A 22503-nucleotide genomic window follows, 5' to 3' on the forward strand; every position below is an offset into this window, starting at 1 on the left:
TGCGAATACTACGTCATTCGCAAAGTTTGTCAACATCTTTTGTAACTTTTTCAAAATAATATAATTGATTATATTGAACCTTTTGTTATAACAAACACCTAACTTTGGTGAGCCACAAGATCGTCTACAAACTTACTCTCAATGTTTGAGAGGGCGCATTATAAAGTTCAACAGGAAAAGGTCAAGCACTAAAACGAGTATCTCCTTAATTTATTAAATAGAGCTATCTAATAGTATGTGGTATTGTGAAATTAGTGTTAATAAAGTTAATGCATTATGAACTAAGCAGCAATCTTAAGGCGGTTTTAAAGATGAATACATTAGTTACGATCAGTTGTTCTCTAGTACTCACAGCTAACCTAGTTAGCAATAGTGTCGCATCTGAGCAATTTAGTATAACAAGCCAGCAAGCTAGTTGGATGCAACCTAGCCAGCAGTCGATCCAATTTTTCAAGAAACAAGTTGAAGGCGGAGCTTCAGTAGACAATTCCTTAAAAAGCTTACTCGACAGATATCCACAACGCACGCCCGAATTTGTTTCTATTGCGTTAAGCGCCTATCCAGAGAGATATCAAGAAATAATTACTACAAGCGTCTCCGCAAAACCTATGTTCGTTGATGATATAATCATGTTAGCAAACGAACATAGAGTAGCAAAACCAACAGAAATTGTAGCTTTGGCAGTAAATGCAGAACCAAGTTATGCGGGCGCAGCTACAAGCGCCGCTTGCAAAAACAACCCTGAATATTTTGATGAAATTGTCAAAACGGCAGTTAAGGCAGAACCAGATTCAGCCGATCAAATTGCACAAAAGTTAGTGGCTGCGTTCCCGTCTCAAACGATGGAAATTTTAATTACTACAATTAAAGAAGTACCTTTTGTTGGTAAATATGTGTTGGACGCTCTACTAGCTACAGTAACGGATGATTTGGTCAAAACAGAAAATATGATAATTGTATCAATGGAAGAACTTGCACAATACCCTGACGCTATTACTCGTTTGGTTGAACTTGCTCAGCAGCGTGATATCAGTTCAGAAAAAGTTCGAATAAGCGCAATGAAAGGTGGTTTAAGTGAAGAAGAAATAGTGGCAATTATTAATGATCACTATTTGGAATTAGAATCACAAGCACCAACACCATAATTCAATGACTGTTTGAGAAGAACAGGCAGTTTGTTAAAATATACAGTATCAATTTAATCTTAAAATTTAGACAATAAAAAACCCGGAATATTCCGGGTTTTTTTATTACCCTATACTATTCAACTGCTTCAATTTCTTCAGCAACTTCTTCAGTAATGGGGCGGTCAACTAATTCAACGTATGCCATAGGGGCATTGTCACCAGTACGATATCCACACTTTAGGATACGTGTGTAACCACCTGGACGTGCGTCGTAACGCGGACCAAGTTCATTAAATAATTTACCAACAACTTCTTTATCAGCCGTTCTTGCCATAGCTAAACGGCGATTTGCAACGCTGTCTTGCTTAGCAAGTGTTATTAATGGCTCTATAACACGACGCAGTTCTTTCGCTTTTGGCAACGTAGTCTTAATGACTTCATGCTTAACCAATGAACTTGCCATGTTTTTAAACATGGCAATTCTATGGCTACTATTGCGATTCAACTGACGACCACTCTTACGATGGCGCATAGTCTTATCCTTCTTTACAATTCAGTAATAATTCTGATTAATCTTTTTCAGCGATTGACTCTGGAGGCCAATTCTCAAGGCGCATGCCTAAAGAAAGTCCACGAGAAGCAAGTACATCTTTAATTTCTGTAAGCGATTTCTTACCCAGATTAGGGGTCTTAAGAAGTTCAACTTCAGTGCGCTGTACAAGGTCACCAATATATTGAATGGCTTCTGCTTTCAAACAGTTAGCAGAACGGACCGTTAATTCCAAGTCGTCAACTGGACGCAATAGAATAGGATCAAATTCTGGCTTTTCTTCCTTAGCTTCGGGCACCGAGATGTCGCGTAATTCTACGAAAGCATCTAATTGCTCAGCTAAGATTGTTGCAGAACGTCGAATGGCTTCTTCCGGATCTAATGTACCGTTTGTTTCCATATCAATTATTAACTTATCCAAATCAGTGCGTTGTTCAACACGCGCAGACTCCACAGAATAAGCAATACGTTCTACTGGACTGAATGAAGCGTCAACTAACAAACGACCAATTGGTCGATCATCGTCTTCAGAGGAACGACGAGTAGATGCTGGTACATAACCACGACCCATTTCTACTTTGATACGCATACTCAACTCGCCTTCGCCAGTTAAGTTACAAATCACATGCTCAGGATTAACAATTTCAACGTCACCGTCATGCTGAATATCACGGGCAAGAACTGGACCTGCACCAGACTTAACTAATGTTAAGGTAGCTTCGGTTTTATTTTCGAGTATTACTGCTAGACCTTTAAGGTTCAACAGAATATCTATAACATCTTCTTGCACGCCTTCTTTAGCAGTGTACTCGTGTAGCACGCCATCAATCTCAACCTCTGTGACAGCACATCCTGGCATAGAAGATAGTAAGATGCGACGAAGTGCGTTGCCTAGAGTATGGCCAAAGCCACGCTCTAATGGCTCTAACGTTACCTTTGCACGAGTAGGTGAAATATTTTCAATTTCAACTAACCTTGGCTTTAAGAATTCGGTCACTGAACCCACAATGTATCCTCTTTAGTTATACTTTACTTAGAGTAAAGTTCGACAATCAACTGTTCATTTATTTCGGCAGACAAATCTGTTCTTTCAGGAATACGTTTAAACGTACCTTCCATTTTAGTATTGTCTACTTCCAACCATACTGGCTTTTCACGCTGATCTGCTAATTCTAATGCAGCAACAATACGAGCCTGTTTTTTAGCTTTCTCACGAACAGCAACCACATCTTCAGCTTTCACTGTAAAAGATGGAATGTTTACTACTTTACCGTTAACAACAATCGCCTTGTGACTGACAAGTTGGCGTGCTTCAGCACGGGTACTTGCAAAGCCCATACGGTAGACAACGTTATCAAGACGCTGCTCAAGAAGTTGCAACAAGTTTTCACCGGTGTTGCTTGCACGTCGTGCAGCCTCTTTATAATAGTTTCTAAACTGTTTTTCTAATACGCCATACATACGACGAACTTTTTGTTTCTCGCGTAACTGAACGCCATAATCAGACAATCTCCCACGACGGGCACCATGCTGACCAGGAGGCTGATCGATTTTACACTTACTTTCAATTGCTCTTACGCCGCTTTTAAGGAACAGGTCGGTTCCTTCACGACGACTAAGTTTGAGTTTTGGACCCAAATATCTTGCCATGATCTTTCTCCAACTGCTCGCTTATACGCGACGCTTTTTAGGTGGACGACAACCGTTGTGCGGTATTGGCGTCACATCGGTAATGTTTGTGATCTTATAACCTGTGGCATTTAATGCGCGTATAGCAGATTCACGGCCTGGGCCGGGTCCTTTAACGAACACTTCAATGTTTTTCAAGCCATAGTCTTGAGCGGCAAGGCCGGCTCTCTCTGCTGCAACCTGAGCCGCAAACGGAGTTGACTTACGAGAACCACGAAAACCTGAACCACCAGATGTTGCCCATGATAGCGCATTACCTTGACGATCAGTTATTGTCACAATCGTATTGTTGAAAGATGCATGGATATGAGCCATTCCATCAGCAACTTGACGTTTGGCGCGCTTGCGCGCTTTAGTAGGGGTTTTAGCCATAACTTATAATCCTCGCTTACTTTTTAATAGGTTTACGAGGACCTTTACGGGTACGCGCATTAGTTTTAGTGCGCTGACCACGTAAGGGTAAGCTGCGACGATGGCGTATGCCACGAAAACAACCTAGGTCCATCAAACGTTTAATACTCATGGAAACTTCACGACGTAAATCACCTTCAACCATAAACTTGGCCACTTCGTCACGAAGTTTGTCTATTATAGTCTCATCCAATTCTTTAATTTTGGTAGACTCTGAAACACTCGCACTCACACATATTTCTTTTGCACGGGTTGCCCCGATACCAAAAATGGCTTGCAAAGCAATAACGGTATGCTTGTGATCAGGAATGTTAATGCCAGCGATACGGGCCATTAACAGCACTCCTCTTAATAAATGTTACTAGCCTAAAAAGCCCGTTAGGATACTTACCTAATAACAAAATTGCAAATAAAGGTTTTAGAGCTCGGGCACTAGTACAGCGCCCGATATTAAAAACCGAGTAAAATCCCTATTTCTAGGACAATTAGCCTTGCCTTTGCTTATGCTTAGGGTCTGCTGAACAAATCACTCTTACAACACCGTTGCGCTTAATGATTTTGCAGTTACGGCAAATCGTTTTAACGGATGCACGAACTTTCATGTCATCACTCCGTAGTTGGCTACCTAAAAGTGTAGTCTTACCGACTTAGCCTTTTAAGTTAGCTTTTTTGAGAACATCCCCATATTGATGAGACATCAAGTGGGTTTGTACCTGCGCCATGAAATCCATTACCACTACACATATTATGAGTAGAGATGTACCACCAAAGTAAAACGGAACGTTAAACCACAGTAATAGGAACTCAGGCACTAAACAAACAAAGGTAATATAGAGAGCACCAGCTAGGGTCAACCTTGTCATCACTTTGTCAATGTAACGTGATGTTTGCTCTCCAGGACGGATCCCGGGAACAAAAGCGCCAGATTTCTTTAGATTATCAGCAGTGTCGCGTGGATTAAATTGTAATGCTGTATAAAAGAAGCAAAAGAAAATAATCGTTGCTGCGTACAGCATTACATATAAGGGTTGCCCAGGTGACAATAAAAGAGCAAAGTCAGTCAAAAACGAGAAGTTCTCATTTTGTCCTAACATACCCGATAAAGTACTTGGAAACAAAATTATACTTGAAGCAAAGATAGGTGGAATTACACCTGCCATGTTTACCTTGAGGGGTAAATGTGAGCTTTGCGCTGCAAATACTTTTCTGCCTTGTTGACGCTTTGCATAGTTTACCACAATACGGCGCTGTGCTCGCTCAACAAATACAACCAAATAGGTTAATGCTATAATAATGGCAGCCAATACTAACAAGAACAACAGCTGAATTTCGCCCTGCCTTGCTTGTTCAGCAGTTTGCCCTATTGCACTGGGCAAGCCCGCCACAATACCAGCAAATATTAAAATTGATATACCATTACCAATACCGCGTTCGGTAATTTGCTCACCTAACCACATTAAAAACATAGTACCGGTAACCAAACTCACGACTGCTGTAAAATAGAAAGCTAAGCCAGGATCGGTCACTAAACCAGGAATCATTTGTGGTAAACCAGTTGCAATCCCAATAGATTGGAATGACGCAAGTATTAGCGTTAAATAACGCGTGTACTGACTGATTTTACGCTGACCAGATTGGCCCTCTTTCTTTAATTCCTTAAATGGCTCATGCACAGCAGCTAATAACTGCATAATAATCGACGCTGTGATGTACGGCATTATGCCCAATGCTAGTACTGAAGCACGCTCAAGAGCGCCACCAGAAAACATGTTAAACATGCCCACAATGGTGCCTGTTTGCTGTTCAAATATTTGAGACAACACATTGGAGTCAATACCAGGAATAGGTACATAAGACCCAAGCCTAAACACAATGATTGCGCCAAGTACGAAAAACAGGCGAGAGCGTAATTCACTCAAACCACCGCCTTTACTTGAACCCTGTCCTGGTTTTGCCATTTAGCTTATTCCTCTACTTTACCGCCAGCAGCTGTAATTGCTTCTAGCGCACCTTTGGTTACTCCAAGGCCACTAATGGTGACTGCACGACTAATTGAGCCGCTCAAGATCACTTTTACATTTTGCATTTCTTTTTTAACAAGACCTGCAGCCTTCAAAGTGTCTAGTGATACAACATCACCGTCAACGCTAGCAATTTCGCTGAGTGTTACTTGGTCGGTCACAAAAGATACACGCGACGTAAAACCAAACTTAGGTAAACGACGTTGTAAAGGCATTTGACCACCTTCAAATCCAGGCTTGACTTTCCCGCCTGAACGACTCTTTTGACCTTTATGACCACGACCACCAGTTTTGCCTAAACCAGAACCAGTTCCGCGACCAACACGTTTACCTGCTTTATTTGCTCCAGGTGCAGGAGCAAGCGTATTAAGTTTCATCAATTACTCCTCCACTATCTCAACCATGTAAAATACACGGTTTACCATGCCACGAATGGCTGGTGTATCTTCAAGTTCACGAACATGACCAATCTTGCGTAAGCCTAAACCAACTAATGTTGCTTTAGGCTTAGGCAGTCGACCGATCGAGCTTTTAGTTTGCTTTACTTTAATCGTCTTTGCCATGTTCACTTACCCCAGAATCTCGTTAACCGGCAATCCACGTTTCGCAGCAATCTTCTCCGGAGAGTTCATTTCTACTAGCGCGTTAACAGTTGCGCGTACCACGTTGATAGGGTTGGTTGAGCCGTAGCATTTAGAAAGAACGTTTTGTACACCAGCAACTTCTAATACTGCTCGCATCGCGCCACCGGCAATAATACCGGTACCTTCAGATGCAGGCTGCATATATACTTTAGAACCTGAGTGACGCCCTTTAATTGGGTGCTGTAATGTGTTTCCGTTTAGATCTACATCAACTAGGTTGCGACGAGCTTTTTCCATTGCCTTTTGAATTGCAGCAGGAACTTCACGTGCTTTTCCGTAGCCAAAACCTACACGGCCATTGCCATCGCCAACCACTGTTAATGCAGTAAAACTAAAGATGCGACCACCTTTAACTACTTTAGAAACACGGTTTACAGCGATTAGCTTTTCTAACAGGTCACCCTGCTGTTGAACTTCTACTTTAGCCATTTTAAACTCCTAGAACTGAAGGCCCGCTTCACGAGCGGCATCAGCCAGTGCTTTCACACGACCGTGATATTTAAATCCACTTCTATCAAAGGCGACTTTTTCGACACCTTTTTCGATAGCGCGTTGTGCAATCGCTTTACCAACTGCCGCTGCCGCTTCAACATTGCCTGTTGATTTCAAAGAACCTTTAAGATCTTTTTCAACAGTTGAAGCTGAGGCTAATACTACAGAACCGCATGGAGCGATTAACTGAGCGTATATGTGGCGCGGTGTACGGTTTACTACCAAGCGAGTCGCTTCGAGTTCACTGATCTTCTTGCGTGCGCGAGTGGCACGACGCAAGCGAGCTGTTTTCTTATCCATAACACCCACCTACTTTTTCTTAGCTTCTTTACGACGAACAACTTCATCTGCGTAACGAACACCCTTGCCTTTGTAAGGCTCTGGTGGACGATATCCGCGAATGTTAGCTGCAACCTGTCCCACCACTTGCTTATCAATGCCAGAAACAATGATTTCGGTTTGTGTAGGAGTTTGTATGGTAATGCCTTCAGGCATATCGTAAGCGACAGGGTGAGAAAAGCCCAGCGTTAGATTTAGTTTGCTACCTTGTGCGTTTGCACGGTAACCAACACCATTTAGCTGAAGTTTCTTTTCATAACCATCAGTTACACCCTTAATCATCGACTTTAACAATGCGTTTGCCGTTCCCGCTTGAGCCCAACCGTTTGCCGCGCCTTCTTTTGGAGCCGTGGTTAACGTGTTGTCTTTTTGCTTTACGTCAACTGCGTCGTTAAATACGCGAGTTAAGGTGCCATTTTTACCTTTAACTGTGACTTCTTGACCAGAAATAGATATTTCTACTCCTGCTAGGATGTCTACAGGGGATTTTGCTATACGTGACATATTCTACTCCTGGAGTTACGCTACATAACCGATGATCTCACCGCCCATGCCAGCATTACGCGCTGCACGGTCAGTCATCACACCTTTTGAGGTAGACACGATAGCAATCCCAAGACCACCCATCACTTTAGGTAACTCATCTTTATTTTTATAGATGCGTAAACCAGGACGGCTGACTCTTTGAATTGTATCAATTACTTTTTTACCTTCGAAATATTTCAAAGTTACTTCTAAAGTGGGCTTAGCCCCTTGCGTAACACTGAAACCTTCTACATAACCTTCAGACTGAAGTAAGGTTGCAATAGCAACGCGTAACTTAGATGATGGCATAGAGGTCGTAACTTTAGCGGCTTGTTGGCCATTACGAATTCGGGTAAACATATCCGCGATAGGATCTTGCATGCTCATATGTGCTACTCCTTACCAGCTGGCTTTTTTAAGGCCAGGGACTTCACCGCGCATAGCAGCTTCACGAAGCTTTATACGAGAAAGACCAAATTTGCGTAGGAACCCATGTGGACGGCCCGTTACACGACAGCGGTTTTGCTGACGTGAACGTGACGAATCACGTGGAAGTTGTTGTAGCTTAAGAACAGCGTCCCAACGCTCTTCTTCAGAAACATTCACGTTGCTAACGGTTGCTTTTAAAGCATCACGTTTTTCTGAATATTTCTTAACCAGCTTGGCACGTTTTACTTCACGCGCCTTCATTGATTCTTTTGCCATAACCCTACACCTTATTTTCTAAACGGGAAGCTAAACGCGCTCAAAAGAGCATGTGCTTCGTCGTTAGTTTCAGCACTGGTAGTGATAGTAATATCCATACCGCGCATTTTATCCACTTTATCGAAATCGATTTCAGGGAAGATGATTTGCTCACGTATGCCCATGCTATAGTTGCCTTTACCGTCAAATGATTTCGGGTTAAGACCACGGAAGTCACGGATACGGGGAATAGTGATCGAAATAAATCGCTCAAGGAATTCCCACATACGTTCGCCACGTAGGGTCACTTTACAGCCAATCGGATAACCTTCACGGATTTTAAAGCCCGCAACAGATTTTCTTGCAACAGTGACTACTGGCTTTTGACCAGCGATTGCCGCCATTTCAGCTTGCGCTGATTCGAGGACTTTCTTGTCTGCTACTGCTTCACCCAAACCCATGTTTAGAGTGATTTTTTCCACCCGAGGGACTTGCATGACACTTTTGTATCCGAACTGCTTTGCAAGATCGGCCACTACGGTCTCTTTATAGAACTCATGCAGTTTCGCCATCGTATTCTCCAATAGTTAAACTAGGTCGCCGTTAGACTTAAAGAAACGTACTTTCTTCTCGTCTTCGAAACGGAAACCAACGCGATCAGCTTTTCCCGTTGCAGGGTTTACTAACGCTATATTTGAAACATGAATAGAAGCTTCTTTATCAATAATACCACCTGGCTCATTCGCTTGCGGATTTGCCTTTAGATGTTTCTTAATGATATTTACGCCTTCTACATATACGCGGTCTTCGGAAGGTAATACACGCAAAACTTTGCCTTGCTTACCTTTATCTTTACCCGCTAATACGACAATTTCATCATCACGACGAATTTTTCTAGCCATTATCGTGACTCCTTATAGTACTTCTGGGGCCAATGAGATGATTTTCATGAATGAATCTCCACGAAGTTCTCTTGTAACCGGACCAAAAATACGTGTGCCAATAGGTTGCTTGTTTGCATTAAGCAAAACAGCTGCGTTGTTGTCAAAACGGATAGTAGAACCATCTGCTCTGCGAACGCCTTTCCTAGTACGTACCACCACTGCAGTTAAGACGTCACCTTTTTTAACTTTACCGCGAGGAATTGCTTCTTTCACAGTAACTTTAATGATGTCGCCTATGTGCGCATAACGGCGATGCGAACCACCAAGAACCTTAATACACTGAACCCTGCGAGCACCCGAGTTATCGGCTACGTCCAGGTTAGTTTGCATTTGGATCATGTTAGAGCTCCGCTATTTAATATTATGACTCTTTTGAGCCTCTAAGCTGCTATTTTTACCTTAAATTATAAGTAATTCTTGATAAAAACAGACCATACCCCTACAAAAAGGGCGCGAAACTATAACAGAAAACAAACTTGAGGTGTAGCCTAATTTTAAGAAATTTAAGTATTGTGTATCGATAGGTAAATTGGATGTCCTTCTATAACCATCATACATGACTACATGTGCCTAAACGCGGGGCCGCTGACGCACTATTTCAAATAAACATATTCCTGTTGCGACTGAAACATTTAGACTAGACACCGTGCCCGCCATGGGTAGCTTAATAAGCTCGTCGCAAGTTTCACGAGTTAATCTGCGCATCCCTTTTCCTTCTGCACCCATCACAAGTGCTACGGCACCTTCAATTTTACACTCATAAATAATCTGCGTGGCCTCTCCTGCTGTACCTATTACCCACACGCCTTGCTGCTGCATATGCTTAAGCGTGCGAGACAAGTTTGTTACCTGAATAAGCGGCACATTTTCGGCCGCACCAGAAGCGACTTTACGCACTACAGGTGTAAGGCCAACCGCATTATCCTTAGGCACAATAACAGCTTGCACACCAGCGGCATCGGCATTTCGCAAACAAGCACCTAGATTGTGCGGGTCGGTAACACCATCTAACACTAAAAAGAACGGTATTGTATTTGGCGAAGACTGAACACTCTTAAAAATCTTATCTAGATCTGCTTCATCCAATATTCTGGCAGGCTTTGCACGTGCTATTACACCTTGATTTTGTTCACCATCACTTTTTTCATCGAGTGTTTTTCTGTGTACAAACTGCACTGAAATTCCATTGTTTCTGGCAGCATTAACAATATCATTAATTCGCTCTTCACTGCGACCTTTCGCAATCATCACATCAAGTACCCGCTCAGGCTCACTTTCAAGCACAGCGGCAACCGAATGAATACCATACAAAAATTCCTGTTGTGCCATTAAGTGAATTTCCTAATCGTGTTGGTGAGCCTAAATATAGCTTGCTCTAGCTGACACTAAGGGCTAATTATATTAAACAAGTGCCCTTGGGAAAGGGCACTGAGTTATTTACTACTTTTTCGGTTTTGAACGCGATGATTTTCCGCGTTTAGAGGCAGGACCTGCTTTACGTTTACCGTCTTTATTTACCGGTGCTTCTGGTTTTTTACCCTCAGGTTTACTTGTTTTAGTGCTGGCCTTACCATTATTTACGGCTTTGTCTTCTTTGCTCCCGCCACCACTGCGCTTTTTCTTTTTACGCGCAGGACGCTTGGTATTATCTTCACCGTCTATCATCAAATCTATTTTGCGTTCATCTAGATTTACTGCCACCACTTTGATACGCAAAGGATCGCCTAAACGGTAGCTACGGCCAGAATTTTCACCGACCAAACATTGTTTGATTTGGTCATAGTGATAAAAGTCATTAGCCAGAGACGTGATGTGGATCAGGCCATCTATTTGAAAGTTACTGAGCCTCACAAATAAACCAAAATTAGTTACCGAGGCAATGACTCCCTCAAATACGTCATTCACATGATCTAGCATGAACTCGCATTTTAACCAGTCTGCAACATCTCGGGTGGCATCATCGGCTCGCCGCTCTGCCATAGAGCATTGCTCACCAAGGGCTTCAATTTCTTGCTCAGTGTAAAACTTAGCGCCTTTACAAGCTTTGTTGCCCTGCTGCTTGTTCACTATAGCTTTAATTACGCGATGCACCACTAAGTCGGGATAGCGCCTTATTGGTGATGTAAAATGCGCATAAGCCTCAAGTGCTAAGCCGAAATGACCGAGATTATTACCGTCATATATAGCTTGCTTCATCGAGCGCAGCAGCATAGTTTGAATGAGGTCTTTGTCAACCCTGCCTGCTATTTTTGTCGCCACTTGGGCAAACTCTTTTGGCGTGGGTTCATTGCCCGCTTTAAAATCGATACCCACTTCTGCTAAGTAGGAACGAAAGCTAATTAAGCGGTCCGCATCGGGCTTGTCGTGCACCCTAAATAAGGCCTCGGCATTGTTTTCTTCAATGTATTGCGCGGCACAGACGTTTGCCATGATCATGCACTCTTCGATGATCTTATGTGCATCGTTACGCACCAATGGCACTATATTTTCTATTTTACGATGGGCATTAAACACAAACTTTGTTTCTACGCTTTCAAATTCTATGGCACCACGGTTTTGACGCGAACGCTTAAGGGCCTTGTATAAATTATTTAAATTGCCGAGATCTTCAACTCTGTCTTGGTAACGCTGAATAAGTGTTTCATCGCCGTTTAGAATATTCCATACTTTAGTGTAAGTAAATCGGGCATGAGAGCGCATAACGGCTTCATAGAACATGTATTCGCCCAACTTTCCTTTTGCCGATATGTGCATTTCACAGACCATGCATAGACGGTCGACGTCTGGATTAAGCGAGCACAAGCCGTTAGATAAGGCTTCGGGTAGCATGGGGATTACTTGTTCAGGGAAATATACAGAGGTTGCTCTGTTTTGAGCTTCGTTATCAAGCGCTGTACCTAGCCTCACGTAGCTACTTACATCGGCAATAGCCACCCACAGCTTCCAGCCGCCATCATCACCAGGTTCACAGTATACCGCGTCGTCGAAGTCTCTGGCATCTTCGCCGTCAATCGTAACCAGCGGTAAATCGCGTAAATCTACACGTCCCGTTTTTGCTTCATCAGGGACTTCGTCTGTTAGCTGACTCAAACTTGCCGTTACTGATTTTGGCCATGTGTGCGGTATATCAAAGTTGCGCAGTGCCGTTTCAATTTCCATACCCGGCGCTAAGTGCTCGCCAAGGACCTCTGTAATTTTGCCCGTCGGATTCATATTCCGACGCGGTCGCTGCAGTATTTCAACTACCACGACATGACCTTGCTTTGCGCCATTCGTATATTCTTTGGGAATGATAAGTTCATGGCAAATACGATTGTCATCAGGTATGACGGTACTTACGCCTTGCTCAATAAAATAGCGACCCACAATGGCGTCTTTTCTTGGTTCAATTATTTGGTTGACGCGAAACTCAGTGCGTCCTTTACGATCGGTTTGCCCTAGCGCACCCTCTACCACATCATCATGAAAAAGATTTTTCATCTGCCCCATTGTGATGAAATAGTCTTTTTCTGTGTCAGAGTGTTTTAGAAATCCGAAGCCGTCTCTATGGCCAATGACTCGGCCTCTAACCAATGCGTCTTGTGCTTGTACTTCATATTTTTTGTTTCGATTAAATAGAACTTGCCCTTCGCGCTCCATAGCGCGTAGTCGTCTTTGAATACCAATGCGGCTGTCTTCGTCGTGTGCATTTAAAAGATTACAAATTTCTGTGTACGCTAAGCCACCCGAATTATCTTGCGCGTGCTGCATCAGCATACTCAGCATGTATTCTCTACTGGCGACTGGATTTTCATACTTTACTTGTTCACGTTCAAAGTGAGGATCTTGACTTTTACCTGACGAACTCGTACCCGGCGGCACTGTTCCAGCGTCTTGTTTATCACTGTTAGCAGGTAGTAACTTGTTTGTATTAGGAGTATTCGTTTTTATATTTTTTTCTGTTTTGTTTTCTTTATTCATGCTTAAAGTATAAACGATTGAAAAACGAATACCACCCTTTTACGCAATCTGTTTATAATTTAGAGCGAATACTCGCCGCCATAAACAAGCCTTTTTCTAATGCGACTTCTAAAGATGCGTCGCTAGCCAAGGCGACGCCCATTCGTCGCTTACCGGACACCTCAGGCTTGCCAAATAGGCGTAAATCTGTGTTGGGAAGTGACAGCACTTGCGCAAGGTTACCAAAACTAACCTTGTCCGAATTTCCTTGTACTAATAGTGCAACTGATACAGAAGGTCTTCTAAACCCTATATTAGGGATCGGCAAACCCAAAAAGGCACGAACATGCAGAGCAAATTCTGATAAGTCCTGCGATATCATGGTAACCATGCCTGTGTCATGTGGCCTAGGTGAGACTTCACTAAAAATAACATCGTCACCTTTTATAAAAAACTCTACACCAAACAGACCTTTTCCACCTAATGCCTTGGTGACCTTTTCAGCCATTTCTTGGGCACGCTTTAAAGCAAGTCCACTCATCGCTTGGGGCTGCCAACTTTCTTGATAATCACCGTCTTTCTGCCTGTGTCCAATAGGCTCACAGTAGCTTATACCTGAGGCATGCTGCACTGTGAGTAAGGTAATTTCGTAGTCGAAATCTACAAAGCTTTCCACTATTACCTTGCCCTTCCCAGCGCGCCCGCCTTCTTGTGCATATTGCCAAGCTTGTTGTGCCTCACTTGCTGCTTTGAGTAAGCTTTGCCCTTTACCAGATGAGCTCATTACCGGTTTAACTACACACGGAAACCCAATTTCTTCAAGCGCAAGCGTAAATTCATCAAAGCTACTGGCAAATCTATAGTTTGATGTGGAAATATTGAGTTCTTCAGCGACTAAGCATCGAATGCCTTCTCTGTTCATGGTCAAATGCGCCGCATTCGCACTGGGTACAATAGTAAAACCATCGGCCTCAAGTTTTAACAAGGTAGTGGTCGCAATTGCTTCTATTTCGGGTACGATGAAAGCGGGATTTTCATCTCGAATTATTTTTTCTAAAGCGTCTGAATCAAGCATAGATAAACAATAGGCTTTGTCGGCAATTTGCATGGCGGGCGCGTTTTTATAGCGATCTAGCGCAATAACTTCACAGCCCAAACGCTTCAGCTCTATGGCAACTTCTTTACCTAATTCGCCAGCGCCTAACAACATAACTTTGGTGCTTGAAGCGGAAAAAGGTGTACCTATTTGAACTGCCGCAGAATAACTATCAGATGAAATGCTAAGAGACATTGATTGAGTAACCTTGAATAAATATTAATACACTCCTATTACAACACAATAAGAATAAAAGGTAATTAGCTAGGCTAAATACTTATTTGAAAATAAGGCGAAAATACACGACTAAAGCTTAAGTCTGCGTGCTTCGCGAAGGCGTAGCGTTAAATGAAGTCTTCGTGCCCATATTGCAAAAACAATACCCAGAAATTGTCGACTTTTATCTGTCCCTTGAAGTGTGTTCTTATCGAATGGCCATTGTTACCATCAAAAAACAATATCCAGGACATGCGAAACGGGTCATGATGGGTGTTTGGTCGTTCTTGCGACAATTCATGTATACCAAATTTGTGATAGTATGTGACGATTATTCGAACGCACGCGATTGGAATGATGTTATTCGGGCAATTACTACCAGAATGGACCCTGCCCGAGACACCACCATGATTGAAAATACACCAATAGACTATTTAGACTTTGCCTCGCCGGTGTCGGGTTTAGGATCCAAGATGGGACTTGATGCCACCAATAAAATGCCAGGCGAAACAGACCGTGAGTGGGGAACCCCCATTATATGGACGAAAAAGTCAAACAGAAAGTGGATGATATTTGGCAAGAACTTGGGTTGCTTGATTAAGACTGAGCAGCACATTTGTTAATACATTTTAAATAGGAACACAATGACCTTTATTAATACCCGCGTGCTCAGTATTGAGCCGCTAAGCCCGCACGTACTCAAAGTTACCTTGGACGCCAAACAAGCTGTTGCTTTTAAAGCGGGGCAATATCTGCAGGTTGTTATGAGCGAACAAGACAAACGACCTTTTTCTATCGCTAACATACCTCAACATAATCATTTATTAGAGCTGCATATAGGCGCTACGCCCAAAAACCCCTATGCTTTTGAAGTCATACAGCGCGCAAGAGATACTCATACCCTTACCGTTGAGGTGGGTCTTGGCAATGCCTTTTTGCGCGAGAGCGATATGCCAGCGATTATTATTGCAGGCGGCACCGGTTATTCGTATGCAAAGTCGATATTGCTTGACTGTTTACAGCGTCAGCCAAATCGCCAAGTAGATTTATATTGGGGCGCTAAAAAACAGGCTGATTTATACGAGTTGAACCGACTTACGCAGTTAGCGACGGTGCATAGAAACTTTAACTTTAATCCTGTAGTTGAGTCTCCTGAAACGAGATGGAAAGGTAAGACGGGCCTTGTGCATCAAGCAGTATTAAGCGATTTCCCGTCACTTGAAAATAAGCAAGTATACGTAGCAGGCCGATTTGAAATGGCAGCCCTTATTAAGACTGAGTTTTTACCGCTTGGTTTGTCGCAAGACTGCTTATTTGGCGATGCTTTTGCCTTTTTAAAATAAGTCCTAATTATGCATTATTTCGATGTCATACAAATATTGGCTGTGCTGCTTGACGCATTAAGATTGCTAAAGACTTGTGTATTAATCCAATTAATATGCAAGCTTTAATACATCACGGTTAACAGCGCTTTTCAAAAATCACTTAATAAATAAATCCATTGTGCTTAATTTCACGTTTACACTAGGCATGAAACGTAGTTTTAACCTTATATCTGCGCGTCCCAACCCACTACTATATATTGAGATTACATTGAGTATAAAAATAATGATGAAGCGCGGTGCGTTGATCTGTTTAGTTGTATCTACGAGCATTTTGGCATTACCTGTTCTAGCGCAAAACACCAAGCTTCCTTTGGTGGGCAATATAGTGCCTACCTTGATCGACAAAGCCCCCAATTCAGCGCGGGCGAATGACGTAGTAAAAAAAGCCTTGAGTGACTATGCCGTCACTATTACCGCAACAACGCAGGCGTGGTCTGGCAGCGGTTTAAGAAATGGTACTTTTACGGGATTCATCGACCATTATTCTTTGAACGTTCAGCGTGGTAGCTATCTATATTCTGACCCTTATATGGTATTACCGCTGCACATCGCCTCAAGAAACCCAAAAGCAAAAGAAGCTAACAGGCTCGATAAAATATATAGAACGACTCTGGGCATTGAAAACAGATTCGCCAATACCGATGAATTGCGCGCTGAGCGTTCAGTAAGATGGGCACGCACTCCTGACTTTTTAGCCAACGTTAAGCAGCTAGCAGACCGGCGCGTTGAAAACATCATTGCTGACAAATTTATGCTGGACGCCTTCAACAAGCTTTTAATAGACGTAAAACAACAGTCAATGTATCTGTCACGCGACCCTATTTACGAAGTCCAACTGCGTTTAGCGATTAAATCTGACACACCAAACGCACAGACTATTATAGATGATTTTAATGCTTCTATTTTAATGATGAGCACATCGGGAGAGTTAGAGCGTTTGCTAAATCCGGCTGACGTGTCCCAAGTGCTTTTAGATGCGGCGCTGTATTCAGAAATCCTACGAAAATGGTAACTATTGGTAGTGTATTTTCAGTGGCAACGCATACCGCCTCAAGTGCATCTTAAAGGCAGCGCCTTTGCTAAAAAACATGATTTGGTGGGCTTTGCACGCGTACTTGTGTTGAGCACTTGAAGGCGATAAGCTAGCGCAGATATCGTTTACATTTGACCCCTCAGAGTATGAAATCAATCTGACGAAAGTAAATACAAGCCCGTTACCTAACTCAACCATTTTGTCTGTTTAAGTAGTCTTTGGCGGCTGCGTATGCACCGAAAATAGCGCTCTTATTAGGAATAGTGACAGCGGTTGCAATGCGTTTTTCAATTAACGGTTTGTACACCGTGGCTAATCCTCCTGTAAGAAATATTGGCTGGTTTTTATCGGTGTGCCGTTCTATCAAATTAGCGGCATACGACGCCCCTTGTGCTAGCCAGTTCGCGACCGTTGGGCTACTATCTTGCACGTTCAAGATTACGGGTACAAGTTCAGCAAATTCACGCGCACTAGCTTGCCCAAAGGTCTCAATTATTAGACTCGTACTGCTGCCTAACTCACGCTTGAGTGTGGTTAATAAGAGTGTATCTTGGGGAGGTGTTTCAAGCGCCTGTAAGTACCAAATTAGTGCTTGCTTGCCTAACCAGGCGCCCGATGCAACATCGCCTAATATAAATCCGTGGCCCCCAAACTGCTGCATATTAATGGGATCCTCAGGCGTGAAAACCGCTAAACAAGACCCCGTACCAATCACGAATACGGCGCAAGCCTTTGTTTTATTAGCCCCAAGGCACGATACATATACATCGGTATTAAGCAGCGCTCCAGCATATTGATGCGGCCATTGCCTGAAATTTTTTTTCACCGACTCTATTGAACCACCGGCGCAACCTAAGCTAATAAAACAGTCCTGTTGGGTAACACTAATATTATGCTGCGCTTGGCACTTCGAAAAGAGCTGCTCGCTGGCCTGCTCTATACAAGCCATAGCACCTGTAAAATTAGCGAACAAGTTGGCAGGTCCCGTTCGCGCCCTCGCTAACAAGTCACCACTTTGGGTAAATAAACCCGCCTCACATTTCGTGCCACCACCATCAACCCCTACAATCCACATACTTCAACCTTGTTCCAAAACGTTCTAATGCCAAATATACGCAGTATTATATTCTTATAAGCACTTCATAAAACCGCTTATTATCAGGGATAAATTTTATTGATCTCGACATTAGCATGGCTATATTGAAATAAAAAATCAGCACAAGCCATAATTAGTTCTGCAACACGGTGCTGGTGATTAAAGGGCCCAAGAAGTACGCATCTGCTAAGCCCACAGCAATCACCGAAAAATACCTAATCTCATTGGCGCTGACATAGCGACTAGGGCTCTATAAACGGGCCCTTTAGTGAGATCTCTTTTATGACTATTCGACAAAATTTTACCTTTTTACACCTGAAGAAGGCTTTCGTTTAACACCTTACCCAATATACTTTCGAGGTACTCTAGCAGAAATGCGGGTCATTAGCTCATAGCCAATGGTGCCTATGTGATCGGCCACATCGTTTATAGGCAGTTTATCGCCCCACAGTTGCACAACGTCTCCTATTGCAACACTGCTTAAATTAGTCACATCAAACGTTAACATGTCCATAGACACACGCCCGACTAAAGGTATAAGCTGCCCTTCACACCATGCGGGAGTGCTAGTAGGAGCGTGGCGTGGGTAGCCGTCAGCATAGCCAATGGAGACTGTAGCAATGACCGACTCTCTAGCGGCTCTCCAAGTGCTTCCGTAGCCAACCGCTTCGCCTTTTTCAATAGTGCGCAAGCCTATTATTTGCGAATCTAAGCTCATTACTGGTTTTAGCGCTACAGGATTGTCATGGCTTTGAAAGGGGCTTGAACCATACATAGCAATACCTAAGCGTACATAGTCGCCGCGAGCCTGATCAAAACGTATACTCGCGGCAGAGTTGGCAATGCAAATGGGCAAGTTCACCATTAAGGCTACCGCTAAAAAGTCGTCTATTTGGGCTTTTGCATGATCTTGAATAGGCTCATCTGCGTTTGCAAGATGGGTAGCAAGTACGGTGTTCTCATCTATAATGCTTGAGTACTTAGCGAGTAAGTCTGGCAACTGTGCAATAGGCAATCCGAGTCGATGCATGCCCGAATCGAACTTCAACCAAGCTGCACTTTTGTGCACAACGGTACTTTGCTTATATTTTGCAAACGCTTCTAGCTGCCATTCACTGTGTAGCATCCAAATAAGATTTGAGGTGGACTCGTCATACAGTTCCTGCTGACTGTGCGGGCCTTGTAGGACTAAAACAGGCTTAGAAATACCGGCCTCGCAAAGTGTTTTTGCTTCGGCTAAAAATGCCACTGCAAATATATCGACCTCAGCCTCAATAGCGCGCGCAACATTCACCGCGCCATTGCCGTAGGCGTCTGCTTTGACTACAGCAATCACCTTACTGCCACTGTTATAATCCATGAGCAAAGCAAGATTATCGCGTAGTGCATTTAAATTTATAGTAGCAATGGTGCGACGACTCACAATACACCTCTTTAATTTGTTATTTAAACGATGAAAAAGCGCTATATAGTTCACACTATTGCCAGCGGATGTTTAATCTGCCGACAATTATTGTCACTAAAGCAAGACATGTGCCCATGTTATCTCGCCCATGCCCCAACATTTTAATGAAGAGTGCATTTATAGCATAATTAAGTAGTATACAGCGCAAACCCGATTGGGTATAACTAAGCGCTGCGATATTTATACATAAAGTACATCTTAGAGATATCCTAAAAATAACAATAATTATGAGGTCAATGAATGATTGATCAGTTTTCCCTGATAGATTGGGCAATATTCGCCGGCTACGCACTAACTTTAGTGGCAACAGGCCTATGGTTCAATCGAAAGTCACAATCTAGTAAAGACTATTTTTTAGCGGGCAATCAAATGCCCGTGTGGCTAGTGAGTATTTCTGTGCTGGCCACGTCGCAGTCAGCGGCAACTTTTTTAGGCGGCCCTGACCAAGGCTACAGGGGCGACTTGACTTACTTAGCCACCAATTTAGCGGGTTTTATTGCCGCAGGCTTTGTGGCCTATTTTTTATTGCCTAAATTCTACCATTACAAAGTGTTTACCGTGTACGAACTCCTCGCTCAGCGCTTTGGTGAAAAATCTAAATATCAGGCAGGTACGGTTTATCTAATCGGCAGGCTGTTTGCAAGTGGCGCAAGGCTATATATGGCCGCAATTGCGGTTGCTATGATTTTATTTGGTGATATTGCCGCAAACCATGTTATTGCCTCGATCTTACTTATTGCCACCGTTGGTTTCGCATATACCATGTACGGCGGCGTTCGCAGCGTTATTTACAGCGATGTTATTCAAGCGATGGTATACATAAGCGCTGCACTGTTAGTACTTGGGTATTTGATAATCAGTATTCCCGCCGACTTTTCTGCCATATGGGCTGTTTTAGCCGATCCTGGCGACGGTCAAGACTCTAAGCTGACCGTGTTTAATTTCACTACTGACCTTGGCGGTGCCGGCGTATTTAGCTTTTGGTCTGTTGTAACTGGGTTTGTATTATTAAATATTGCTGCGTTTGGTCTTGATCAAGATGTGACGCAGCGCATGTTAACCTGCAAAGACTCAAAAAGCGCAACGCGGGCGTTGGTCAGCTCAATATTTATGGGCATACCGGTTGTACTTATTTTTGTCTGTATTGGTTTGTTACTTTTTGTCTATTACCAGCGACCCGATTTAATGCAAAGCGGCATAGAGGGCGAGCCCACGCCAGAATTCGTGGGCCAAACCGTCACTATATTTATGTACTACGTGCTTACCGATTTACCCAATGGCATAAAAGCAGTGGTCACCATAGGAATTATTGCCGCCGCCTTGTCTACCTTAAACTCTGGCTTAAACAGCATGTCATCGGTGCTAGTGCAAGATCTTTACCGTGGGTTTTACTGTGGTTTGATTAAAAAAGTAAGCCCGAGCGAACAGCAGTTAGTAAAAGCAGGTCGAATTAGTATGGGGCTTGTGGCCATTTGCTTAAGCGCAATGGCAGGGCTTTGCTACTATTGGCAACAATATACCGACATGCCGCTTTTAGCCTTTGCGCTTAGCGTGATGGTGTTTTCATATAGCGGCTTGCTTGGCGTTTATTTTACGGCACTTTTTACCAAACGCGGCTCAGCAGGCTCTATTCTAGGGGCGCTGATCATTGGATTTTCTATTCCGGTGCTTATGCAGCCCTATGTACAAACGTGGTATTTGCCAGACGCGTGGCAATTTGATTTGAATTTCTCATATCAGCTATTAATTGCCACCAGCGTGGCCACGATAGTTTGCTGCCTTGGCGTCGCTCAAAATGCACGTTCGTTTACTAAAGAGGAAGCGTAGATGCCCAAGCCCTTTGAGGAAGTAAAAACTCAGCCCCAAAAACTCGAAACAAATGAGCAAGCCCTCATGCAGCAGCTAGACAGCCTTGTCTCTGAAGGCAGAAATCCACGCACCATGACATTAGACACCTTAAACACGCTTGATTTGCTAAAGGTGATTAACCAAGAAGACCAGAAAGTTGCGCTAGCAGTTGCCGCCGCGCTGCATAACATTAGTGTTTGCGTTGACTTGGCGGTTACCAGCCTTCAAAACAAAGGTCGGCTGATCTATATCGGTGCAGGCACCAGTGGACGCTTAGGGGTACTAGACGCGGTAGAGTGCCGACCCACATTTAGTGTACCCGATAATTTAGTAATAGGCATTATCGCCGGCGGTGAGAACGCCTTAACTAATGCAGTAGAAGGTGCAGAAGATAGCAAAGACAGCGCCATAGTTGATTTACAAAACATTGACCTGCAAAAAAACGATATGCTGGTTGGCATAGCCGCCAGTGGCCGCACGCCTTATGTGATTAGCGCCTTAGAATACGCTAATTCATTAGGCTGTAATACGGCATGTGTGGTGTGTAACCCAAACTCGCCTATGTTAACTATGGTGAATGCCGGAATATGCGCGCAAGTGGGGCCGGAATGTTTAACCGGCTCAACGCGCATGAAATCAGGCACTGCGCAAAAACTCATACTCAATATGCTAAGCACCGCCGTCATGGTAAAACTAGGCAAAGTCTTTGAAAACCTGATGGTCGATCTTAACGCAAGTAATGAAAAGCTGCGCGCTCGGGCTATCCGTATTGTAATGCAGGCGACGCAATGCAGCCAAACGCAGGCGCAAACAGCACTTGAGTTGGCCGACAATAGCGCAAAGCTGGCCATTTTAATGATTTTAACGCAAACAGATGCGATTACAGCAAAAACGATGTTGCAAAAAAATCAGGGGCATTTGCGTAATTCGCTAAGCAATTCGCCTGATAGCATTCACGCGAAGCCGCATAAAAAAACGTTACTTTAGGTTTACACATGA

At 43.4% G+C, this 22503-nt stretch carries 27 protein-coding genes and 1 pseudogene; 6 read left to right on the top strand and 22 right to left on the bottom strand.

What is annotated here, in order from left to right; all coding sequences use genetic code 11:
* Positions 1-311 precede the first annotated feature (311 nt).
* Positions 312-1145, top strand: a complete 834-nt coding sequence (locus GPUN_RS12365) for a hypothetical protein (protein WP_006007316.1) — start codon at positions 312-314, stop codon at positions 1143-1145.
* Positions 1146-1260: 115 nt separating this feature from the next.
* Here the strand turns inward: GPUN_RS12365 and rplQ are convergent, their stop codons facing one another.
* From rplQ to purT, 20 genes are all read right to left on the bottom strand, one after another.
* A complete protein-coding gene (rplQ, locus tag GPUN_RS12370; RefSeq protein WP_006007317.1) occupies positions 1261-1659 on the bottom strand; it encodes a 50S ribosomal protein L17 in 399 nt (132 codons plus the stop codon).
* A gap of 37 nt (positions 1660-1696) precedes the next feature.
* On the bottom strand, positions 1697-2686 hold the full coding sequence (locus GPUN_RS12375) for a DNA-directed RNA polymerase subunit alpha (protein WP_040521129.1): 990 nt from the start codon (positions 2684-2686) through the stop codon (positions 1697-1699).
* A 20-nt stretch (positions 2687-2706) separates the two neighbouring features.
* Positions 2707-3327: a 30S ribosomal protein S4 gene (gene rpsD / locus GPUN_RS12380; RefSeq protein WP_006007319.1), complete on the bottom strand. Its 621-nt coding sequence runs from the start codon at positions 3325-3327 to the stop codon at positions 2707-2709.
* A gap of 21 nt (positions 3328-3348) precedes the next feature.
* The gene (gene rpsK, locus GPUN_RS12385; RefSeq protein WP_006007320.1) at positions 3349-3738 is read right to left on the bottom strand and encodes a 30S ribosomal protein S11; all 390 of its coding nucleotides are present in this window, start codon (positions 3736-3738) and stop codon (positions 3349-3351) included.
* A gap of 16 nt (positions 3739-3754) precedes the next feature.
* Positions 3755-4111, bottom strand: coding sequence for a 30S ribosomal protein S13 (gene rpsM / locus GPUN_RS12390; protein WP_006007321.1), 357 nt, complete (start codon positions 4109-4111; stop codon positions 3755-3757).
* A gap of 151 nt (positions 4112-4262) precedes the next feature.
* Positions 4263-4379, bottom strand: coding sequence for a 50S ribosomal protein L36 (gene rpmJ, locus GPUN_RS14045; protein WP_006007322.1), 117 nt, complete (start codon positions 4377-4379; stop codon positions 4263-4265).
* Between the two features lie 45 nt (positions 4380-4424).
* On the bottom strand, positions 4425-5735 hold the full coding sequence (secY, locus tag GPUN_RS12395; RefSeq protein WP_006007324.1) for a preprotein translocase subunit SecY: 1311 nt from the start codon (positions 5733-5735) through the stop codon (positions 4425-4427).
* 5 nt (positions 5736-5740) lie between these two features.
* Positions 5741-6175, bottom strand: coding sequence for a 50S ribosomal protein L15 (gene rplO / locus GPUN_RS12400; protein ID WP_006007327.1), 435 nt, complete (start codon positions 6173-6175; stop codon positions 5741-5743).
* Between the two features lie 3 nt (positions 6176-6178).
* Positions 6179-6361: a 50S ribosomal protein L30 gene (gene rpmD / locus GPUN_RS12405; protein WP_006007329.1), complete on the bottom strand. Its 183-nt coding sequence runs from the start codon at positions 6359-6361 to the stop codon at positions 6179-6181.
* Between the two features lie 6 nt (positions 6362-6367).
* Positions 6368-6871, bottom strand: a complete 504-nt coding sequence (rpsE, locus tag GPUN_RS12410; RefSeq protein ID WP_006007331.1) for a 30S ribosomal protein S5 — start codon at positions 6869-6871, stop codon at positions 6368-6370.
* Positions 6872-6880: 9 nt separating this feature from the next.
* Entirely contained in the window at positions 6881-7234 is a 354-nt protein-coding gene (rplR, locus tag GPUN_RS12415) for a 50S ribosomal protein L18 (protein ID WP_006007333.1), read from the bottom strand.
* Positions 7235-7243: 9 nt separating this feature from the next.
* The gene (rplF, locus tag GPUN_RS12420; protein ID WP_006007335.1) at positions 7244-7777 is read right to left on the bottom strand and encodes a 50S ribosomal protein L6; all 534 of its coding nucleotides are present in this window, start codon (positions 7775-7777) and stop codon (positions 7244-7246) included.
* A 15-nt stretch (positions 7778-7792) separates the two neighbouring features.
* Positions 7793-8185: a 30S ribosomal protein S8 gene (gene rpsH, locus GPUN_RS12425; protein ID WP_006007337.1), complete on the bottom strand. Its 393-nt coding sequence runs from the start codon at positions 8183-8185 to the stop codon at positions 7793-7795.
* Positions 8186-8197: 12 nt separating this feature from the next.
* Positions 8198-8503 (bottom strand): 30S ribosomal protein S14, encoded by a 306-nt coding sequence (gene rpsN / locus GPUN_RS12430; RefSeq protein WP_006007339.1) that lies wholly within the window; start codon positions 8501-8503, stop codon positions 8198-8200.
* Between the two features lie 11 nt (positions 8504-8514).
* Positions 8515-9054, bottom strand: coding sequence for a 50S ribosomal protein L5 (rplE, locus tag GPUN_RS12435; RefSeq protein WP_006007341.1), 540 nt, complete (start codon positions 9052-9054; stop codon positions 8515-8517).
* Between the two features lie 15 nt (positions 9055-9069).
* A complete protein-coding gene (rplX, locus tag GPUN_RS12440) occupies positions 9070-9384 on the bottom strand; it encodes a 50S ribosomal protein L24 (protein ID WP_006007343.1) in 315 nt (104 codons plus the stop codon).
* A gap of 12 nt (positions 9385-9396) precedes the next feature.
* Positions 9397-9765: a 50S ribosomal protein L14 gene (gene rplN, locus GPUN_RS12445; RefSeq protein WP_040521130.1), complete on the bottom strand. Its 369-nt coding sequence runs from the start codon at positions 9763-9765 to the stop codon at positions 9397-9399.
* A 231-nt stretch (positions 9766-9996) separates the two neighbouring features.
* Positions 9997-10755, bottom strand: coding sequence for a 23S rRNA (guanosine(2251)-2'-O)-methyltransferase RlmB (gene rlmB / locus GPUN_RS12450; RefSeq protein WP_006007348.1), 759 nt, complete (start codon positions 10753-10755; stop codon positions 9997-9999).
* A gap of 111 nt (positions 10756-10866) precedes the next feature.
* A complete protein-coding gene (rnr, locus tag GPUN_RS12455) occupies positions 10867-13386 on the bottom strand; it encodes a ribonuclease R (protein ID WP_006007350.1) in 2520 nt (839 codons plus the stop codon).
* Positions 13387-13438: 52 nt separating this feature from the next.
* Positions 13439-14656 (bottom strand): formate-dependent phosphoribosylglycinamide formyltransferase, encoded by a 1218-nt coding sequence (gene purT / locus GPUN_RS12460; protein ID WP_006007351.1) that lies wholly within the window; start codon positions 14654-14656, stop codon positions 13439-13441.
* Positions 14657-14796: 140 nt separating this feature from the next.
* Here purT and GPUN_RS12465 point away from each other — a divergent pair.
* From GPUN_RS12465 to GPUN_RS12475, 3 genes and pseudogenes are all read left to right on the top strand, one after another.
* Positions 14797-15278, top strand: a pseudogene (locus GPUN_RS12465) (3-octaprenyl-4-hydroxybenzoate decarboxylase); the annotation flags it as partial.
* A 43-nt stretch (positions 15279-15321) separates the two neighbouring features.
* Entirely contained in the window at positions 15322-16020 is a 699-nt protein-coding gene (gene fre, locus GPUN_RS12470) for an NAD(P)H-flavin reductase (protein WP_006007355.1), read from the top strand.
* Between the two features lie 313 nt (positions 16021-16333).
* Positions 16334-17074: a transporter substrate-binding domain-containing protein gene (locus GPUN_RS12475; protein ID WP_158309279.1), complete on the top strand. Its 741-nt coding sequence runs from the start codon at positions 16334-16336 to the stop codon at positions 17072-17074.
* Positions 17075-17285: 211 nt separating this feature from the next.
* Here GPUN_RS12475 and GPUN_RS12480 read toward each other — a convergent pair whose 3' ends face one another.
* A complete protein-coding gene (locus GPUN_RS12480) occupies positions 17286-18170 on the bottom strand; it encodes a glucosamine kinase nucleotide-binding domain-containing protein (protein ID WP_006007360.1) in 885 nt (294 codons plus the stop codon).
* Between the two features lie 361 nt (positions 18171-18531).
* Positions 18532-19614: an alanine racemase gene (gene alr / locus GPUN_RS12485; protein WP_040521132.1), complete on the bottom strand. Its 1083-nt coding sequence runs from the start codon at positions 19612-19614 to the stop codon at positions 18532-18534.
* Positions 19615-19896: 282 nt separating this feature from the next.
* On the opposite strand from alr, the gene GPUN_RS12490 reads away from it, so the two are divergent.
* On the top strand, positions 19897-21483 hold the full coding sequence (locus tag GPUN_RS12490; RefSeq protein WP_006007364.1) for a sodium:solute symporter: 1587 nt from the start codon (positions 19897-19899) through the stop codon (positions 21481-21483).
* Positions 21484-22491 carry an N-acetylmuramic acid 6-phosphate etherase gene (gene murQ / locus GPUN_RS12495; RefSeq protein ID WP_006007366.1) on the top strand — a complete coding sequence of 336 codons (1008 nt, stop codon included), beginning with the start codon at positions 21484-21486 and terminating at the stop codon, positions 22489-22491.
* Positions 22492-22503 lie beyond the last annotated feature (12 nt).

Origin of the sequence: Glaciecola punicea ACAM 611, assembly GCF_000252165.1 — a bacterium.
GTDB classification, from domain to species: domain Bacteria; phylum Pseudomonadota; class Gammaproteobacteria; order Enterobacterales; family Alteromonadaceae; genus Glaciecola; species Glaciecola punicea.

Excerpts from the sequence above, each read along its gene's own strand:
- rplQ (WP_006007317.1), bottom strand. The coding sequence starts at position 1,659 with ATGCGCCATCGTAAGAGTGGTCGTCAGTTGAATCGCAATAGTAGCCAT.
- rpmD (WP_006007329.1), bottom strand. The coding sequence starts at position 6,361 with ATGGCAAAGACGATTAAAGTAAAGCAAACTAAAAGCTCGATCGGTCGA.
- murQ (WP_006007366.1), top strand. The coding sequence starts at position 21,484 with ATGCCCAAGCCCTTTGAGGAAGTAAAAACTCAGCCCCAAAAACTCGAA.
- rpmJ (WP_006007322.1), bottom strand. The coding sequence starts at position 4,379 with ATGAAAGTTCGTGCATCCGTTAAAACGATTTGCCGTAACTGCAAAATC.
- rlmB (WP_006007348.1), bottom strand. The coding sequence starts at position 10,755 with ATGGCACAACAGGAATTTTTGTATGGTATTCATTCGGTTGCCGCTGTG.
- rpsE (WP_006007331.1), bottom strand. The coding sequence starts at position 6,871 with ATGGCTAAAGTAGAAGTTCAACAGCAGGGTGACCTGTTAGAAAAGCTA.
- rplN (WP_040521130.1), bottom strand. The coding sequence starts at position 9,765 with ATGATCCAAATGCAAACTAACCTGGACGTAGCCGATAACTCGGGTGCT.
- secY (WP_006007324.1), bottom strand. The coding sequence starts at position 5,735 with ATGGCAAAACCAGGACAGGGTTCAAGTAAAGGCGGTGGTTTGAGTGAA.
- rplE (WP_006007341.1), bottom strand. The coding sequence starts at position 9,054 with ATGGCGAAACTGCATGAGTTCTATAAAGAGACCGTAGTGGCCGATCTT.
- rplR (WP_006007333.1), bottom strand. The coding sequence starts at position 7,234 with ATGGATAAGAAAACAGCTCGCTTGCGTCGTGCCACTCGCGCACGCAAG.
- rplX (WP_006007343.1), bottom strand. The coding sequence starts at position 9,384 with ATGGCTAGAAAAATTCGTCGTGATGATGAAATTGTCGTATTAGCGGGT.
- purT (WP_006007351.1), bottom strand. The coding sequence starts at position 14,656 with ATGTCTCTTAGCATTTCATCTGATAGTTATTCTGCGGCAGTTCAAATA.
- fre (WP_006007355.1), top strand. The coding sequence starts at position 15,322 with ATGACCTTTATTAATACCCGCGTGCTCAGTATTGAGCCGCTAAGCCCG.
- GPUN_RS12490 (WP_006007364.1), top strand. The coding sequence starts at position 19,897 with ATGATTGATCAGTTTTCCCTGATAGATTGGGCAATATTCGCCGGCTAC.
- GPUN_RS12480 (WP_006007360.1), bottom strand. The coding sequence starts at position 18,170 with ATGTGGATTGTAGGGGTTGATGGTGGTGGCACGAAATGTGAGGCGGGT.
- rplF (WP_006007335.1), bottom strand. The coding sequence starts at position 7,777 with ATGTCACGTATAGCAAAATCCCCTGTAGACATCCTAGCAGGAGTAGAA.
- GPUN_RS12365 (WP_006007316.1), top strand. The coding sequence starts at position 312 with ATGAATACATTAGTTACGATCAGTTGTTCTCTAGTACTCACAGCTAAC.
- rplO (WP_006007327.1), bottom strand. The coding sequence starts at position 6,175 with ATGAAACTTAATACGCTTGCTCCTGCACCTGGAGCAAATAAAGCAGGT.
- rnr (WP_006007350.1), bottom strand. The coding sequence starts at position 13,386 with ATGAATAAAGAAAACAAAACAGAAAAAAATATAAAAACGAATACTCCT.
- rpsM (WP_006007321.1), bottom strand. The coding sequence starts at position 4,111 with ATGGCCCGTATCGCTGGCATTAACATTCCTGATCACAAGCATACCGTT.
- rpsD (WP_006007319.1), bottom strand. The coding sequence starts at position 3,327 with ATGGCAAGATATTTGGGTCCAAAACTCAAACTTAGTCGTCGTGAAGGA.
- rpsN (WP_006007339.1), bottom strand. The coding sequence starts at position 8,503 with ATGGCAAAAGAATCAATGAAGGCGCGTGAAGTAAAACGTGCCAAGCTG.
- rpsK (WP_006007320.1), bottom strand. The coding sequence starts at position 3,738 with ATGGCTAAAACCCCTACTAAAGCGCGCAAGCGCGCCAAACGTCAAGTT.
- rpsH (WP_006007337.1), bottom strand. The coding sequence starts at position 8,185 with ATGAGCATGCAAGATCCTATCGCGGATATGTTTACCCGAATTCGTAAT.